This window comes from Pseudomonas sp. PDM20 (genome assembly GCF_014852575.3).
Lineage (GTDB): Bacteria > Pseudomonadota > Gammaproteobacteria > Pseudomonadales > Pseudomonadaceae > Pseudomonas.
In genome coordinates, this window is sequence record NZ_CM181224.1 from 779428 (window position 1) to 794837 (window position 15410).

Below are 15410 nucleotides of genomic sequence, written 5' to 3' on the forward strand. Positions count from 1 at the left end.
GGTGTTGTCTAAGTCGCCGTGCTTCAAAGGGAGATGGTCGAAGAATAACCCCACGCGACCGAGTACGAAAGTTCAGTCGCCAAGGGGGTAGTCAACGGTCGGTTGCCAGTGACGTGCTTCTACTGTCAGTGGCGTGCTTCCAGCAGGGTCGCGCGCAGGGAGTTGGGCAGCGCCTCGTAGATTTCCACGTCGACGAACTGGCCGATCAGGCGCGGATTGTCGCAGCGGAAGTTGACCACGCGGTTGTTCTCGGTGCGGCCCTGCAATTGGCCGGGGTCGCGCTTGGCGTAATCGGTGACGAGGATGCGCTGGATGGTGCCGACCATCCGTCGGCTGATCTCGAAACCCTGGTGATTGAGGCGGCTGTTGAGCGTCAGCAGGCGCTGCTTCTTCACCTCGTCCGGGGTGTCGTCGGCCAGGTCGGCGGCCGGGGTGCCCGGGCGCGAGCTGTAGATGAAGGAGAAGGAGTAATCGAAGCCGACGTCCTCCACCAGCTTCAGGGTCTGCTCGAAGTCTTTCTCGGTCTCGCCGGGGAAGCCGATGATGAAGTCCGAGCTGATGCAGATGTCCGGCACCGCGGCCTTCAGCTTGCGGATACGCGACTTGAATTCCAGTGCGGTGTGGTTGCGCTTCATCGCCGCGAGGATGCGGTCGGAGCCGGCCTGTACCGGCAGGTGGACGAACTTCACCAGTTGCGGCACTTCGGCGTGGGCGGCGATCAGCGAGTCGGAGAATTCCAGCGGGTGCGAGGTGGTGTAGCGGATACGCTCGATGCCATCGACCTCGGCGACCACGCGGATCAGTTCGGCGAAGTCGGCGATGCGCCCGTCATGGGTCGGGCCGCGGTAGCCGTTGACGTTCTGGCCCAGCAGAGTGACTTCCTTGACGCCGTTCTCGGCCAGGTGGATCACCTCGGCCAGCACGTCGTCGAACGGGCGGCTGACTTCCTCGCCGCGGGTGTAGGGGACCACGCAGAAGGTGCAGTACTTGCTGCAGCCTTCCATCACCGAGACGAAGGCGGTGGGGCCGTCGACGCGTGGCTCGGGCAGGCGGTCGAACTTCTCGATTTCCGGGAAGGACACGTCCACCTGCGGTTTGCGGGTGGTGCGGGCGGCGTCGATCATTTCCGGCAGGCGGTGCAAAGTCTGCGGGCCGAACACTACGTCGACGTACGGCGCGCGCTCGCGGATCGCCGCGCCTTCCTGGCTGGCCACGCAGCCACCGACGCCGATCACCAGGTCGGGGTTCTGCTGCTTGAGGGTGCGCCAGGCGCCCAGCTCGGAGAACACCTTCTCCTGGGCCTTCTCGCGGATCGAGCAGGTATTGAGCAGGATGACGTCGGCTTCTTCGGCCTTTTCGGTGATTTCCAGGGCCTGGTGTTCACCCAGCAGGTCGGCCATGCGCGAGCTGTCGTACTCGTTCATCTGGCAACCGTGGGTCTGGATGAAAAGCTTCTTGGCCATGGAACCTGTCTTGTTCTGGTTAAAAATTGACCGCGCATTATAAGCCCCGGGGCGGGCATCTACCAGCGGCGGGCTTGAGGGGCGGCTGTCTGTGCTATGCTGCGTGCCCTTTTTGCAAAGCTGTCATCCTTCGTTCATGAGCAAGCGCGAGAACCCGATCTACAAGGTGGTCTTCCTCAACCAGGGCCAGGTGTACGAGATGTACGCCAAGCAGATCTACCAGAGCGATCTGTGGGGTTTCCTGGAGATCGAGGAGTTCGTCTTCGGCGAGCGCACCCAGGTGGTGGTGGATCCCAGCGAGGAGAAGCTCAAGGCGCAGTTCGATGGCGTCATCCGCAGCTTCGTGCCGCTGCACTCGATCATCCGCATCGACGAAGTGGAGCGCCTGGGCACCGCGAAGATCAGCGAGGCCAAGCCCAGCGGCAACGTGATGCCGTTCCCCATGCCGATGCCCAGCAAGGACTGACGCTCGGCTTTTCGCTTTTGGTAGGAGCTTGCTCGCGAACGATCCTGTAGTAGGGCGAATAACCTGGAACAGGTTATCCGCCGGCTCTATGCGGCGGATAACGCTGGCGCGTTATGCGCCCTACGAGAAAGGGTGAATTAGGGCAGCGGCGAGAACGGCGAGTTGCCGGCAGTCTGCAGTTCGATCAGGTAGTTGCGGAAGATCTGTCCAAGCACCTTGGTGGCGATGTCCAGTTCGTCCTTGTTCATCTGCTCGGCGACCAGGTCGGCGCTGTCCATGGCGTCTTCGGCGCCGTTGACCGCGGCCATCTTCAGCACGATGTAGGCCTGCACGTTGTTGGCCTTCACGCCTTCGCCACGGAAGAACATGGTGCCCAGGCGCAGCTGTGCGTCGGCGTGGCCTTGCAGCGAAGCCTTCTCGTACCAGTGCAGGGCGGCCTGGAAGTCGCGCGGGGCGCGCTCGCCGGTGTAGAAGAATTCCCCCAGTTCGAACTGGGCCTGTGCGTCGCCGGCGTTGGCGGCTTGCTGGCAGCTGGCTAGTGCCTGTTGCAGCTGTTCGGGCACGGTGTTCAGGGTGCAGCGTCCGGTGGCTGGAATCAGCAGCGAGTTGCCGCCCGCCTGAGTGAACAGGGGCAGTGCGAGCAACAGGCAGCCCAGCAGGGTGCGACCGGAACGGTACATGGGGAGAAACGGCCTCCAGGATCGGGGCGGGTAAAACCCGGCCAGCGAAATGCGCCAGCCTTCACATTATGAAATAAGCAGGCGCTTCCTTACAAAGTCTTTACCTTCTTTTCTGTTTTTTTGCTGGAAACGGCTGTGACGGCGGGGTGAGTGTAACGCCGGAATAAAGCGCTGAAAGCGTCGTGGCAGAGCGGAAGGCGCCCGGACGGGCGCCTTCGCGTGGGGCGGCTTACTTGAGTGCGGCGAAAGCGCGCTCGGCGGCGTCCAGGGTCAGTTTCAGCTCGGTTTCGCCGTGGGCGATGGAGGTGAAGCCGGCCTCGAAGGCGCTCGGAGCCAGGTAGATGCCGGCGTCCAGCATCAGGTGGAAGAAGCGCTTGAAGCGTTCCGCATCGCTGGTCATCACGTCGTCGAAGGTGACGATGTCATCGGCGCCGGTGAAGTACAGGCCGAACATCGCGGCACCCGCCTGGGTGGTCACGAAGGGAATGCCGGCGGCGTCGGCGCGCTCCTGCAGGCCTTGCAGCATGCGGGTGGTGTAGGTGGTCAGCTCGTCGTGGAAGCCGGGGCGGCTGATCAGGCGCAGGGTGGTCAGGCCGGCGGCCATGGCCAGCGGGTTACCCGACAGGGTGCCGGCCTGGTAGACCGGGCCGAGCGGGGAAATCTGCTCCATGATCTGACGCTTGCCGCCGAAGGCGCCCACCGGCATGCCGCCGCCGATGATCTTGCCGAAGGTCGACAGGTCCGGGGTGATGCCGTAGTGCGCCTGGGCGCCGCCCAGGGCTACGCGGAAGCCGGTCATCACTTCGTCGAAGATCAGTACCACGCCATGCTTGTCGCACAGGCTGCGCAGGCCTTCGAGGAAGCCCGGGGCCGGCGGCACGCAGTTCATGTTGCCGGCGACCGGCTCGACGATGATGCAGGCCACGTCCTTGCCGACTTCGGCCAGGGTCTTCTCGACGGCGGCGATGTCGTTGTAGGGCAAGGTCAGGGTGTGCTTGGCGAAGGCCGCCGGCACGCCGGGGGAGTTCGGCACGCCGAAGGTCAGGGCGCCGGAACCGGCTTTCACCAGCAGGCTGTCGGAGTGGCCGTGGTAGCAGCCCTCGAACTTGATGATGCTGTCACGGCCGGTGTAACCGCGGGCCAGGCGGATGGCGCTCATGGTGGCTTCGGTGCCGGAGCTGACCATGCGCACCATGTCCATGGACGGCACCAGGGAGCAGACCAGGTCGGCCATTTCCACTTCCAGCGCGGTCGGCGCGCCGTAGGACAGGCCGTGGTCGAGCTGCTTGCGCACGGCGTCGAGGACGTCCGGATGGCTGTGGCCGAGGATCATCGGGCCCCAGGAGCCGACGTAGTCGACGTAGCGCTTGTCATCTTCGTCCACCACGTAGGCGCCTTCCGCGTGCTTGAAGAACAGCGGGGTGCCGCCGACGCTCTTGAACGCGCGTACCGGCGAGTTCACGCCACCGGGGATGTGTTTCTGGGCATTGGCGAAAAGCGTTTCGGAACGGGACATGGTGTACCTCGCGAAGCTGTGAAGGGCTGGGCGCGTGGCGCTCAGCGGGTTTCGAAGAGTTGGCTGAAGGCGCGGGCGCGCTGTTCGACTTCGGCCGGGGTGTCGGCGGCGAACAGGGCGTGGATCACGGCGATCATGTCGGCGCCGCGGGCGATCAGCTCGGGCGCGTTGTCCAGGGTTACGCCGCCAATGGCCACCAGCGGCACGTTGAAGCGGGCCTTGGCCTGATCCAGCAGTTCGACGCTGGCGGCGGACGCGCCGGGTTTGGTCTGGGAGGCGAAGAAGCGGCCGAAGGCGACGTAGCTGGCGCCCTCGGCGATGGCCTTCTCGGCCATCTCGAGGCTGGCGTGGCAGGTGCCGCCGATGACCGCGTCGCGGCCGAGCAGGGCGCGGGCAGCGGCCAGCGAGCCGTCGGTCTGCCCCAGATGCACGCTGACGCCCAGGCGCGCGGCCAGTTCGGCGTCATCGTTGATCAGCAGCGTGGCGCCGTAGCGAGCGCAGAGGTCGCGCAGGGCCTCGGCTTCGCGCAGGCGGCGCGAGGCGTCGTCGGACTTGTCGCGGTACTGCAGCAGTCTGGCGCCGCCCTTCAGGGCGGCTTCGACGTAGGGCAGCAGGCGGCCGCCGTCGAGCAGCTGGCTGTCGGTGATGGCGTAGAGTCCGCGCAGTTTCATCAAGGCCTCGATCAGATCAGTTGCAGAAGTCCAGTGGCAGGCGGCGCGGCACGTACTGGCCGTGGCCGGGCGCTTCCGCGTCGCGCAAGGTGCGCCAGGTGTAGTCCAGGGCGCTGCGCACCGCGCTCACCAGTTCCTCGCCCAGGGCCAGGCGGCCGGCGAGGGTGCTCGCCAGGGTGCAGCCCGAGCCGTGGTAGCTGCCGGGCAGGCGCTGGCAGGTGAAGGTGTGGCGCTGGCCGTCGCGGGTGTACAGGCGATTGTGCACCTCGGACTCGTCGCCATGGCCGCCGGTGATCAGCAGGGTCTGGATATAAGGCAGCAGCTTGTCGGCGCACTCGTCCGCGGTGCCCTCGGGCAGTTCGGCGAGGATGCGCGCCTCGGGCAGGTTCGGGGTAGCCACTGCGGCAATCGGCAGCAGGCGTTCGCGCATGGCGTAGCCGACGTCGTCCTTGCCCAGCGAGCCGCCGCCACCGGCGCGCAGCACCGGGTCGCAGACCAGCGGGATGCCCGGCAGGGACTGCATGATCTCCACGACCGTGTCGACCATCTGCACCGAGCCGAGCATGCCCAGCTTGACCGCAGCCACCGGCAGATCGGCGATCACGGCGTTGGCCTGGGCCAGCACCCATTCGCGGTCGAGCACGCGGAAGTCGGAAACGTTGACGGTATCCTGAACGGTCAGCGCGGTGACGGTCGGCGCCGCGTGGCAGCCTTGGGCGATCAGGGCTTCGATATCGGCCTGCAGGCCGGCACCGCCACTGGGATCGTGGCCGGACAGGCAGAGCACTACGGGACGGGAGGCAGGTGTTTTCATGGCGCGGGAGCTTATCACCAAATCGCCGCGCTGAGCTGACCGAACGGTCCAATGCGCATCGCCTGGCCGCGCCCTGCCCGGATGGTCGAATGCCACGGGCCACAAGGCCTGTGCTAGAGTTCGCCGATTCCAACACAACGCCTCCACGGCGCGCCAATGCAGGGGATGGGGATCTCCGGCGCAGCTGTCGGCGGCACTGCGGGGCACCATGCGGCACTGGCTGATCTTCCTGATCCTTCTCATCCTCTCGCCAGTGGCGAGCGCCATCAGCTTCGACGAGCACGTCGGACAACTGCCCCTGGGGCGGGCGATGGATGTCTTCGAGGATGTGCGCGGCACGGCCGATATCGCCGAGATCAGCTCGCCAGCGCTGGCCGCCAGCTTCCGCCACCATGAGCGCGACGTGCTCAATGCCGGCTACTCGCGCTCGGTGTTCTGGCTGCGCCTGGACCTGGACTACCAGCCCAGGGCCTCGCGCGACCCGGCCAACTGGCTGCTGGAGCTGGCCTACCCGCCGCTGGACAAGCTCGACCTTTACCTGCCCGACGGCCAGGGCGGCTTCAAGCTGGCCCAGCGTACCGGCGACACCCTGCCGTTCGACAGCCGGCCGATCCGCCAGAACAACTACCTGTTCGACCTCAAGCTGGAGCCGGGCAAGCCGTTGCGCGTCTACCTGCGCCTGGAAAGCCAGGGCTCGATCCAGGCGCCGCTGACGCTCTGGTCGTCCAAGGCCTATCTGGAAGAGCAGCCGGGGCGCATCTATGTGCTGGGCATCATCTATGGCGTGTTGCTGGTGATGCTGATCTACAACCTGTTCATCTTCCTCAGCGTGCGTGACACCAGCTACCTCTATTACATCCTTTATATAGCCTCGTTCGGCTTCTACCAGATATCGGTCAACGGCGCGGGCATCGAGTACTTCTGGCCGAACAGTCCCTGGTGGGCCAACGCCGCCACGCCCTTCCTGATCGGTTCGGCCGGCCTGTTCGGCTGCCAGTTCGCCCGCAGCTTCCTGCATACCCGCGAGCACAGCCTGTGGATCGACCGCATCCTGCGCGTGCTGATGGGGGTTGGCGCGCTGGTGATGGTGCTGGCGCTGACGGTCAGCTACGCCATCGCCCTGCGGCTGGCCACCTACCTGGCGCTGGCCTTCACCGTGGTGATCTTCACTGCCGGCATCGTCGCCTGGCTGCGCGGCATGCGCGTGGCGCGCTACTTCATTTTCGCCTGGAGCGCCTTCCTGCTCGGCGGAGTCATCAACACGCTGATGGTGCTGGGCTTGCTGCCCAACATCTTCCTGACCATGTACGCCAGCCAGATCGGTTCGGCGCTGGAGGTCGGCCTGCTGTCCCTGGCGCTGGCGGACCGCATCAATGCCATGAAGGAGGAGCGCACGCGCATCCTCCAGGAAACCAGCCGCAAGCTGGAGCAGCTGAACCTGGAGCTGGCCAGCAGCAACCGCCTGAAGGACGAATTCCTCGCTACCGTCACCCATGAACTGCGCACGCCCATGAGCGGGGTGATCGGTTCGCTGGAGCTGATGCAGACGGTGCCCATGGACATCGAGTTGGCGCAGTACCACAAGACTGCCACCGGCTCGGCGCGCGACATGATGCGCATGGTCAACGACATCCTCGCGCTGATCGAGCTGCAGGCCGGCAAGCTCTACCCTCGCCGCGAGCCGTTCAGCCTGCGCGGCCTGTGCGACGGCCTGCGCGCGCAGTACGCGCCTCGCGCCGAGGAGCGCGGGCTGCGCTTCGTCCTGCAACTGGACGAGAGCCTGCCCGACACCCTTGAGGGCGATGCCGGCAAGCTGACCCAGGCGCTGGGCTACCTGATCGACAACGCCATCAAGTTCACCCATCAGGGCGGCGTACACCTGCGGGTTGCCGGTGTGCCTAACAGCGAAGGGCTGGCGCTGCGCATCGAGGTGCAGGACAGCGGCATCGGTTTCTCCACCCCGCCGGATGGCGCGCTGTACCAACGCTTCTTCCAGCTCGACGGGTCGCTGACCCGCGAGTACGGCGGCCTCGGTATTGGGCTGGCGCTGACCCGCAAGCTGGTCGCGTTGCTGGGCGGTACGCTGAGCCACGAATCCATGCCGGGGCAGGGCAGCCGCTTTGCCCTGGAGCTGCAGGTCGGCCAGCCGGTGCAGGGCATCGCCCCGCCGCCGCGTCGCGCGGGCGGCCAGGTGCTGCGCAGCCCCGACCAGTGCACCGTGCTGGTGGTGGAGGACAACGCCATCAACCAGCTGGTGATCCGCGGCATGCTGCTCAAGCTCGGCTACCGCGTGCGCACGGCTGACAACGGCGCCGAGGCCATCGAGCTGCTGCGCCGGGAAGTCATCGACACCGTGCTGCTGGATTGCCAGATGCCGGTGATGGACGGCTTCGCCACCTGCCGGGCGATCCGCACGCTACCGCGTTGCGCCGACCTGCCAGTGCTGGCGATTACCGCCCACAGCCACAGTGGCGATCGCGAGCGCTGCCTGGCCGCGGGAATGAGCGACTACATGGCCAAGCCGGTGAAGTTCGAGGAGCTGCAGGCGCTGCTCCATGACTGGCTGCTGTGTCAGCCGGCGCTGCCCAGCCCTGCCTGACGGAAAGGTCGGCGTCCCCTATAGGGGCGGGCCATGCCCGTGATCGCGCGCATGGCTCGCTCCTACAGGTTCAGGCCGGCGGCCTCGGCCCAAAGTAAAACGCCGCGCTACCTTCCGGTAGCGCGGCGTTCGTTCTTAAGCTAGCTGTCAGGCTCAGTCGACCTTGACCACCCAGCCTTCCGGACCTTCCACGTCACCCTTCTGGATGCCGGTCAGTTCCTCGTAAAGGCGACGGGTCACCGGGCCGACGTCTTCGCGGCTGAAGAATACGTGCAGGTTGTCCTTGTACTGGATGCCGCCGATCGGGGTGATCACCGCTGCGGTACCGCAGGCGCCGGCTTCCTTGAAGCGGGCCAGGTCGTCGATCTGCACGTCGCCTTCGACCACTTTCAGGTCCAGGCGCTGTTCGGCCAGCTGCATCAGCGACAGGCGGGTGATGCCCGGCAGCACCGAGCTGGAGCGCGGGGTGACGAACTCGTTGTCATGGGTGATGGCGAAGAAGTTGGCCGAGCCCACTTCCTCGATGCGGCTGTGGGTGGCCGGGTCGAGGTAGATGCAGTCGGCGAAGCCTTCTTTCTTGGCCTGGGCGCCCGGCATCAGGCTGGCGGCGTAGTTGCCACCGACCTTGGCGGCGCCGGTGCCGTTGGGGGCGGCGCGGTCGTAGGTGGAGATCACGAAGTCATGGGGCTTCATGCCGCCCTTGAAGTAGGCGCCGACCGGGATGCAGAACACCGAGAAGATGAATTCCGGAGCCGGGCGCACGCCGATGTTGTCGCCCACGCCGATCACGAACGGGCGCAGGTACAGCGCGCCGCCCGAGCCGTACGGGGGGATGAAGCGCTCGTTGGCGCGCACGACCTGCTTGCAGGCCTCGATGAACTGCTCTTCGGACACTTGCGGCATCAGTACGCGGGCGCAGCTGCGGGCCATGCGCGCGGCGTTCTGGTCCGGGCGGAACAGGTTGATCGAGCCGTCCTTGCAGCGGTAGGCCTTGAGGCCTTCGAAGCACTGCTGGCCATAGTGCAGGGCGGAGGAGCCCTCGCTGATGTGCAGGGTGTTGTCTTCGGTCAGCTTGCCGTCGTCCCACAGACCATCGCGCCAGTGGGAGATGTAGCGGAAGTCGGTCTTGATGTAATCGAATCCGAGCGTGCCCCAATCGATGTCTTTCTGTTCCATGGTTGCCTCATTCAATGGGATTACCTGCGGCTGCCGCGAGCCATTCAAGGCCGGCGAGCATCCGGGCAGAAGGTTTGGCGGGCTCTGGCGGCGGGCTGCCTGAATCGCAAGGGATTCAGGCGTGCGGCGGGAACGGTGTTCTCCGCGGGATGGTCACCGCCAGGACTCCATCAAGACTTGCCATGATACCGGCGATAGTCGCGGCTGTGGGCCCCTGGCGGCGAATATCGCTGCCATCAGTCGCATCGGGAATGCTGCGACGCGGGCGCCGGCGCGCGGGGTTCCGCTGTGCGGTTTCGCGCCGGTGCCGTTGTTCTTGTCGAAATCATCCATTCACATGAATGTCATTTCATATGATGAATAGAGTTCGGGCTATTCTGCTGGGCTGATGGCGCTTTGCGGGAACAGTGAGCGGCTGATGAAGCAGGCCGTCTCGTGCAGGCTGGCGCCGATCTGCTCGAGCTTCTCGCGGTCGTGCTGGGCGCTGATGCCGATACCGGAAATGATGAAGCGTGGCTGGCGATCGTGGTCGATGATCGCGCTGGCGACCATGCTGACGCCGCGATACAGGTGGTCCTGGTCGATGGCCCAGCCGCGCTCCAGCGTGGCAGCGGCGTCGCGGCGGTACTCGTCGAAGTTCGGTGGATTCTCCCAGCGCACGCGGGTCAGGCGGCGTCTCAGTTCATCCTCGGGGAGGTTGCGCAGCCCGGCGATGCAGCGTCCGGCGGCGCCTACCAGCTCCGGCAGGCGCGAGCCCACGGCGACGTTGACGTGCGCCACGATGGGCGCGGACACGGCGATCACGCGGATGTGCGCATCGTCGGTGACCTGCCACAAGGTGATCAGGATGTGGTGGCTGGTGCTCAGGCGCTCCAGTTCCGGCTGGATCAGGTCGGCGTAGCTGCGACCGATGAAGCTCACTGCCAGCTCCGACAGGCCCAGGCCCAGGCGATAGGTCTTGGTCTCGTTGTCGAACGAGGTCAACTGCTCGTTGCTCAGCGTGCGCAGGATATTGAAGGTGGTGCTCGGGCTGATACCGGTGGCGCGGGCGATGGCGGTCGCGCCCTCGGGGCCTTCGGCATTGGCCAGGTGGCGCAGGATCTGGATGGCATTCACCACGGCGCCGACATCCTTGGCGCCGCCGGTGCGTTTGCTGCTGGCTTCTTCGACGGTTTTTTCAGTGGTCATATTCTGTATTCTGATTGACATTCAGTATTGTGAATGTATTCTGACCCTGCGACGCCTGCAACGGCTTCCGTGAAGCTGGCTTGGCATGGGCGGTAACGCACTTTGCAACAAAGGCAGAACAAGAACAAAGGAGAAACCTCAATGGTGGATTTCCCCGACCGCAACATGCCAGGGCCAGAGGCGCAGTACCTCGCCTTCCTCGCCCAGGGTCGCTTCATGTTGCAGCGCAGCGCCTCCACCGGCCGGCACGTGTTCTACCCGCGCACCCAGGTGCCCGGCAGCGGCGAAACGGACCTGGAATGGGTTCCCGCCAGTGGCCTGGGCACCCTTTATGCCCTGACCGTCAACCGCGCCCGCAGCGGTGACTACAACGTCGCCCTGGTCGACCTCGATGAAGGCGTGCGCATGATGTCCCGTATCGAAGGCCATCTCAGCCTGCCCATCGGCACCCGCCTCAAGGCGCGCATCGCCCAGCAGGACAGCGGCCCCGCCGTCGTCTTCGAGCCCCTGACGGAGGCACAGTCATGAGCCAGGTCCTGCGCGGCAAGACCGCCATCGTCGGCATCGGCAGCGCCGGTATCGGCGAAGCCCACGGCTACAGCGCCATGGAACTGCTTGGCCAGGCCTCGATGAAGGCCATCGCCGATGCGGGGCTTGCGCTCTCGGACATCGACGCGGTGTTCTCGGCCACCAGCTCCCACGCCTTCCCGACGCTCTCGGTCTGCGAGTACCTCGGCATCAAGCCGAAATTCGTCGACGGCACCAACGTCGGTGGCTCCAGTTTCGAGCTGCACCTGCTGCAGGCGACCCTGGCCCTGGAAGCCGGCCTGTGTGACGCGGCGCTCATCTGCTACGGCTCCAACCAGCGCACTGCCGGCGGCAAGCTGGTGTCGATGAGCGAGCCGCAGTGGCACGAGACGCCCTACCAGCCGCGTCACCCGATCACCGCTTACGCCTTGGCCGCCAGCCGCCACATGCATCAATACGGCACCACCCGCGAGCACCTGGCCGAAGTGGCCGTGGCAGCGCGCGGTTGGGCCAACCTCAACCCCGAGGCCTTTGCCCGTGGCCCGCTGAGCATCGATGAGGTGCTCGCCGCACGGATGGTCAGCGACCCGCTGAGCAAGGCCGACTGCTGCCTGGTCACCGATGGAGGCGGCGCCTGCGTGATGGTGCGTGCCGACCGCGCGCGCGACCTGCCCAAAGCGCCGATCTACTTCCTCGGCGCCGCCGGCGCGCAGTGGCACCGCTCCATCGTCGCCATGCCCGACCTCACCGTCACCGCCGCTTCCGAGAGCGGCCCGCGAGCCATGCAGATGGCCGGGGTAAAGCACTCGGACATCGATCTGGTGATGGTCTACGACGCCTTCACCATCAATACGATCCTGTTCCTCGAGGACCTCGGCTTCTGCCCGAAGGGCGAGGGTGGCCGCTTCGTCCAGGGCGGGCGCATCGCTCCTGGCGGCGAACTGGCGGTGAACACCAACGGCGGCGGGCTGTCCTGTGTGCATCCGGGCATGTACGGCATGTTCCTGATCATCGAGGCGGTCACCCAGCTGCGTCGCCAGGCCGGTGAACGCCAGCTGAAGAAGGCCGACGTGGCGCTGCTGCACGGCAACGGCGGCACCTTGTCCAGCCAGGTGACGGCACTGCTCGGCACCCAAGCGGTGCTCTGAAAGCCCGTGCTCTGAAATTCAGGGCTCTGAAACTCAGGGCCGACGCTCCCGGTGGCTGCTGCCCGCAGCCTGCCGTGGATGCGCTCGCCCTCGCGCCGGCACGCAAACGCCCGGCACCCGCTATTTGTTCAGGTGGAACGTCATGTCAGTGAGTCACTTGCAACACACCGGTTTTTCCAGTCTCACCCCCCTGGTGCAGCCGCGCTCGGTCGCCGTGGTCGGCGCTTCCAGCGACCCGCACCGCATCGGCGGCCGCCCCATTGCCTACATGCTGCGCAACGGCTTTTCCGGGCGCATCCTGCCGGTGAACCCCAACCGCACCGAGATCCAGGGCCTGCCGGCCTACGCCAGCGTCGATGCGCTGCCCGAGGCGCCGGACGTGGCGATCATCGCGGTGCCGGCGCCGCAGGTGCTGGAGACCGTCCAGGCGCTGGGCCGCAAGGGCGCGCGCAGCGCCATCGTGTTCTCCTCCGGCTTCAGCGAAGTCGGCGAGGAAGGCGTGGCCATGCAGGACGCTATCGTCGAAGCCGCCCGCGCGGCGAACATGCGCCTGCTGGGGCCGAACGCGCTGGGCGTGTTCAACGCCAACCTGGGCTACTACGCCTTCTTCTCCACCAGCCTGGAACGCGGCATTCCGCTGGCCGGGCGGGTCGGCATCGCCACCCAGTCCGGCGCCTACGGGGCGCACCTGCTCGGCCTGTCGCGGCAGCGCGGGCTGGGCACGCCGATCTGCGTCGCCACCGGCAACGAAGCCGACGTCACCCTGGGCGATGCCATCGGCTGGCTGGTGGAGTCGCCGGAGATCGACGTGGTCATGGCCTACGCCGAATCCATCCGCAACGTCGACAGCTTCCTCGCCGCCCTCGAAGCGGCCCATCGCGCCGGCAAGCCGGTGATCCTGCACAAGGTCGGGCGCAGCGAGCTGGGCGGCCGCGCCGCCATGTCGCACACCGCCTCCCTGGCGGGTGACGACAAGGTGCTCGACGCGGTGCTGGCCGACTACGCGGTGGTTCGCGCGCGCACCACCGAGGAGCTGGTGGACATCGCCTACCTCGCCACCCAGCGCATCTACCCGGTGAACAACAGCCTGGGGATGATCACCGTCAGCGGCGGCGCCGGCATCATCGTCAGCGACGCCGCCGAGGACTTCGGCCTGCCCATGCCGCCGATGCCCGAAGCGGCCCAGGCACGCCTGAAGCAGCGCCTGCACTACGCCTCGCCACTCAACCCGGTGGACTGCACCGCCCAGGCGCTCAACGACCTGAGCCTGGTGCACGACTTCACCGAGTCCATGGTGGTGGACGGTGGCTACCGCTCGCTGATCGCCTTCTTCACCCAGGCCGGCACCGCCGCCTCCATTGGCCCGCGCCTCGCCGAGCAGTTCGCGCGGATCAAGGTCGATCACCCGGACCGCCTGTTCGTGGTCTCGGTGATGGGCGAGGGCGAGGAGCTGGCGCCGTACCAGAAGGCCGGCTTCGCCCTGTTCGAGGACCCGACCCGCGCGGTGCGCGCCATCCAGGCCATGGGCCAGCTGGGCGAAGCCTTCGCCCGCCCGCTGCGCAGGATTCCCGCGCCCGGCGGCGTCGAGCTGCCGGCCAGCACGCCCGGTGAGGCCGAAGCCAAGCAATTGCTGGCGCGCGCCGGCATCGAATCGGCGCCCGAGCGGGTGCTGAAAAGTGCGGCGGAAGCCGCCGCCTTCGCCGAACAGATCGGCTTCCCGGTGGTGCTGAAAATCGCCTCGGCGGACATCCTGCACAAGTCGGAAATCGGCGGCGTGCTGCTCAACGTCAGCAGCTCCCAGGCCGTGCGCGAAGGCTACGACCTGCTGCTGCAACGCGCTGCCGAACAGGCACCGAACGCCCGCCTCGACGGCGTGCTGGTGGCCCGCCAGCTGCAGGGCGGTGTGGAGTGTTTCATGGGCATTCAGCGCGACCCGCAGTTCGGACCGGTGGCGGTGTTCGGCCTCGGCGGCATCTTCGTCGAAGTGCTCAAGGACGTGGTGTTCCGCCGCTGCCCGTTCGGCGTCGACGAGGCCGAGCAGATGATCCGCAGCATCAAGGGCGCACCGCTGCTGCTGGGTGCCCGGGGTCGCCCGGTGACCGACATCAAGGCGCTGTCGCGGGTGCTCGCGCAGCTCTCGCAATTCGCCGCCGAGGCCGGTCCGCGCCTGCGTTCGGTCGACCTCAACCCGGTCTTCGCCATGCCCGAGGGGCAGGGCGCGTGGGCCGCCGATGCGGTGCTGGAAGTGGAGGAGGTGGCCCATGGCGCTGAATCCTGAGCACCTGCTGAACTACCCGATCCCCGAAGTGCGGCAGCGTTTCAGCCGCCAGGACAGCGCTTTCTACGCGCTGTCGGTGGGCCTCGGCGCCGACCCGATGGATGAGCACCAGCTGACCTTCGTCGACGCCAACCGCGACCTCCAGGCGCTGCCCTGCATGGCCGTGGTGCTCGGCCATCCCGGCTTCTGGCTGGGCAACCCGGACACCGGCGTCGATGCGCTGCGCCTGGTCCATGGCGAGCAAAGTATCGAGTGGCTGAAACCGCTGCCGGTGGAAGGCGAAGTGATCGGCCGCACCCGCGTCACCGGTCTGGTGGACAAGGGAGCCGGCAAGGGCGCGCTGCTCTACAGCGAGAAGGTCGTCAGCGACGCGCAGAGCGGCGAGGTGCTGGCGATTGCCCGTGGCACCACTTTCCTGCGCGGTGACGGCGGCTTCGGCGGCGACAGTCAGTCGCTCAGCCAGCCGCACCGTCTGCCCGAGCAGGCGCCGGACCTGGTCATCGACTTGCCGACACGCCCGGAACAGGCGCTGCACTACCGCCTCAACGGCGACGACAACCCGATCCACGCCAGCCCCGCGGCGGCCGCTCGCGGTGGTTTCCCGCGGCCGATCCTGCACGGCCTGTGCACCCTCGGCGTGGCCTTCCATGCGCTGCTGCGCGGCTTCGCCGACTACCGCGCGGAGCGCTTCGCCCACCTGCAGGTGCGCTTCTCGGCACCGGTGTTCCCCGGCGAAACCCTGCGTACGGAAATCTGGAATGACGGCTCCTTCCGCACCCGCGTCGTCGAGCGCGACGTGGTGGTGCTGGACAACGGCCGCGTAAGCCTGACCCCGGAGGGTGGAGAACCAGCCGGGCGGGCCTAGCGCGACGACGACCTCAAC

General features: G+C 66.7%; 13 protein-coding genes. 6 read left to right on the top strand and 7 right to left on the bottom strand.

Annotated elements, in window-relative coordinates:
* Positions 1-125: 125 nt before the first annotated feature.
* Complete coding sequence (gene miaB / locus IB261_RS03845) at positions 126-1463, bottom strand: tRNA (N6-isopentenyl adenosine(37)-C2)-methylthiotransferase MiaB (protein WP_081517166.1); 1338 nt, start codon at positions 1461-1463, stop codon at positions 126-128.
* Positions 1464-1599: 136 nt separating this feature from the next.
* Between miaB and IB261_RS03850 the strand changes: the two genes are divergently transcribed.
* Entirely contained in the window at positions 1600-1929 is a 330-nt protein-coding gene (locus tag IB261_RS03850) for a DUF1820 family protein (protein WP_088421405.1), read from the top strand.
* A gap of 137 nt (positions 1930-2066) precedes the next feature.
* Here IB261_RS03850 and IB261_RS03855 read toward each other — a convergent pair whose 3' ends face one another.
* The 4 genes from IB261_RS03855 to IB261_RS03870 all read right to left on the bottom strand — a co-directional run bounded on the left by IB261_RS03855 (position 2067) and on the right by IB261_RS03870 (position 5610).
* Entirely contained in the window at positions 2067-2609 is a 543-nt protein-coding gene (locus IB261_RS03855; protein ID WP_017521798.1) for a tetratricopeptide repeat protein, read from the bottom strand.
* Positions 2610-2838: 229 nt separating this feature from the next.
* Positions 2839-4125, bottom strand: a complete 1287-nt coding sequence (hemL, locus tag IB261_RS03860; protein ID WP_081517168.1) for a glutamate-1-semialdehyde 2,1-aminomutase — start codon at positions 4123-4125, stop codon at positions 2839-2841.
* A 41-nt stretch (positions 4126-4166) separates the two neighbouring features.
* The gene (thiE, locus tag IB261_RS03865) at positions 4167-4796 is read right to left on the bottom strand and encodes a thiamine phosphate synthase (protein ID WP_081517169.1); all 630 of its coding nucleotides are present in this window, start codon (positions 4794-4796) and stop codon (positions 4167-4169) included.
* Between the two features lie 16 nt (positions 4797-4812).
* Positions 4813-5610: a hydroxymethylpyrimidine/phosphomethylpyrimidine kinase gene (locus tag IB261_RS03870; protein ID WP_192211191.1), complete on the bottom strand. Its 798-nt coding sequence runs from the start codon at positions 5608-5610 to the stop codon at positions 4813-4815.
* A 208-nt stretch (positions 5611-5818) separates the two neighbouring features.
* On the opposite strand from IB261_RS03870, the gene IB261_RS03875 reads away from it, so the two are divergent.
* Positions 5819-8209 carry a hybrid sensor histidine kinase/response regulator gene (locus tag IB261_RS03875; protein ID WP_192381503.1) on the top strand — a complete coding sequence of 797 codons (2391 nt, stop codon included), beginning with the start codon at positions 5819-5821 and terminating at the stop codon, positions 8207-8209.
* A gap of 153 nt (positions 8210-8362) precedes the next feature.
* Here IB261_RS03875 and IB261_RS03880 read toward each other — a convergent pair whose 3' ends face one another.
* Complete coding sequence (locus tag IB261_RS03880) at positions 8363-9385, bottom strand: branched-chain amino acid aminotransferase (protein ID WP_192381504.1); 1023 nt, start codon at positions 9383-9385, stop codon at positions 8363-8365.
* 372 nt (positions 9386-9757) lie between these two features.
* Positions 9758-10573, bottom strand: a complete 816-nt coding sequence (locus tag IB261_RS03885; protein WP_192381505.1) for an IclR family transcriptional regulator — start codon at positions 10571-10573, stop codon at positions 9758-9760.
* Between the two features lie 141 nt (positions 10574-10714).
* Between IB261_RS03885 and IB261_RS03890 the strand changes: the two genes are divergently transcribed.
* The 4 genes from IB261_RS03890 to IB261_RS03905 all read left to right on the top strand — a co-directional run bounded on the left by IB261_RS03890 (position 10715) and on the right by IB261_RS03905 (position 15392).
* On the top strand, positions 10715-11101 hold the full coding sequence (locus tag IB261_RS03890) for a Zn-ribbon domain-containing OB-fold protein (RefSeq protein WP_192211188.1): 387 nt from the start codon (positions 10715-10717) through the stop codon (positions 11099-11101).
* On the top strand, positions 11098-12249 hold the full coding sequence (locus IB261_RS03895; RefSeq protein ID WP_081517175.1) for a thiolase family protein: 1152 nt from the start codon (positions 11098-11100) through the stop codon (positions 12247-12249). Before IB261_RS03890 ends, IB261_RS03895 begins: the two co-directional genes overlap by 4 nt.
* A gap of 142 nt (positions 12250-12391) precedes the next feature.
* Positions 12392-14527 carry an acetate--CoA ligase family protein gene (locus IB261_RS03900; protein ID WP_192381506.1) on the top strand — a complete coding sequence of 712 codons (2136 nt, stop codon included), beginning with the start codon at positions 12392-12394 and terminating at the stop codon, positions 14525-14527.
* Positions 14511-15392, top strand: coding sequence for a MaoC/PaaZ C-terminal domain-containing protein (locus IB261_RS03905; protein ID WP_081518147.1), 882 nt, complete (start codon positions 14511-14513; stop codon positions 15390-15392). The genes IB261_RS03900 and IB261_RS03905 overlap by 17 nt, the downstream gene beginning before the upstream one ends.
* Positions 15393-15410 lie beyond the last annotated feature (18 nt).

Bases quoted from the DNA above. Each gene is read 5' to 3' on its own strand.
- miaB (WP_081517166.1), bottom strand. From the start codon at position 1,463: ATGGCCAAGAAGCTTTTCATCCAGACCCACGGTTGCCAGATGAACGAG.
- IB261_RS03850 (WP_088421405.1), top strand. From the start codon at position 1,600: ATGAGCAAGCGCGAGAACCCGATCTACAAGGTGGTCTTCCTCAACCAG.
- IB261_RS03855 (WP_017521798.1), bottom strand. From the start codon at position 2,609: ATGTACCGTTCCGGTCGCACCCTGCTGGGCTGCCTGTTGCTCGCACTG.
- hemL (WP_081517168.1), bottom strand. From the start codon at position 4,125: ATGTCCCGTTCCGAAACGCTTTTCGCCAATGCCCAGAAACACATCCCC.
- thiE (WP_081517169.1), bottom strand. From the start codon at position 4,796: ATGAAACTGCGCGGACTCTACGCCATCACCGACAGCCAGCTGCTCGAC.
- IB261_RS03870 (WP_192211191.1), bottom strand. From the start codon at position 5,610: ATGAAAACACCTGCCTCCCGTCCCGTAGTGCTCTGCCTGTCCGGCCAC.
- IB261_RS03875 (WP_192381503.1), top strand. From the start codon at position 5,819: ATGCGGCACTGGCTGATCTTCCTGATCCTTCTCATCCTCTCGCCAGTG.
- IB261_RS03880 (WP_192381504.1), bottom strand. From the start codon at position 9,385: ATGGAACAGAAAGACATCGATTGGGGCACGCTCGGATTCGATTACATC.
- IB261_RS03885 (WP_192381505.1), bottom strand. From the start codon at position 10,573: ATGACCACTGAAAAAACCGTCGAAGAAGCCAGCAGCAAACGCACCGGC.
- IB261_RS03890 (WP_192211188.1), top strand. From the start codon at position 10,715: ATGGTGGATTTCCCCGACCGCAACATGCCAGGGCCAGAGGCGCAGTAC.
- IB261_RS03895 (WP_081517175.1), top strand. From the start codon at position 11,098: ATGAGCCAGGTCCTGCGCGGCAAGACCGCCATCGTCGGCATCGGCAGC.
- IB261_RS03900 (WP_192381506.1), top strand. From the start codon at position 12,392: ATGTCAGTGAGTCACTTGCAACACACCGGTTTTTCCAGTCTCACCCCC.
- IB261_RS03905 (WP_081518147.1), top strand. From the start codon at position 14,511: ATGGCGCTGAATCCTGAGCACCTGCTGAACTACCCGATCCCCGAAGTG.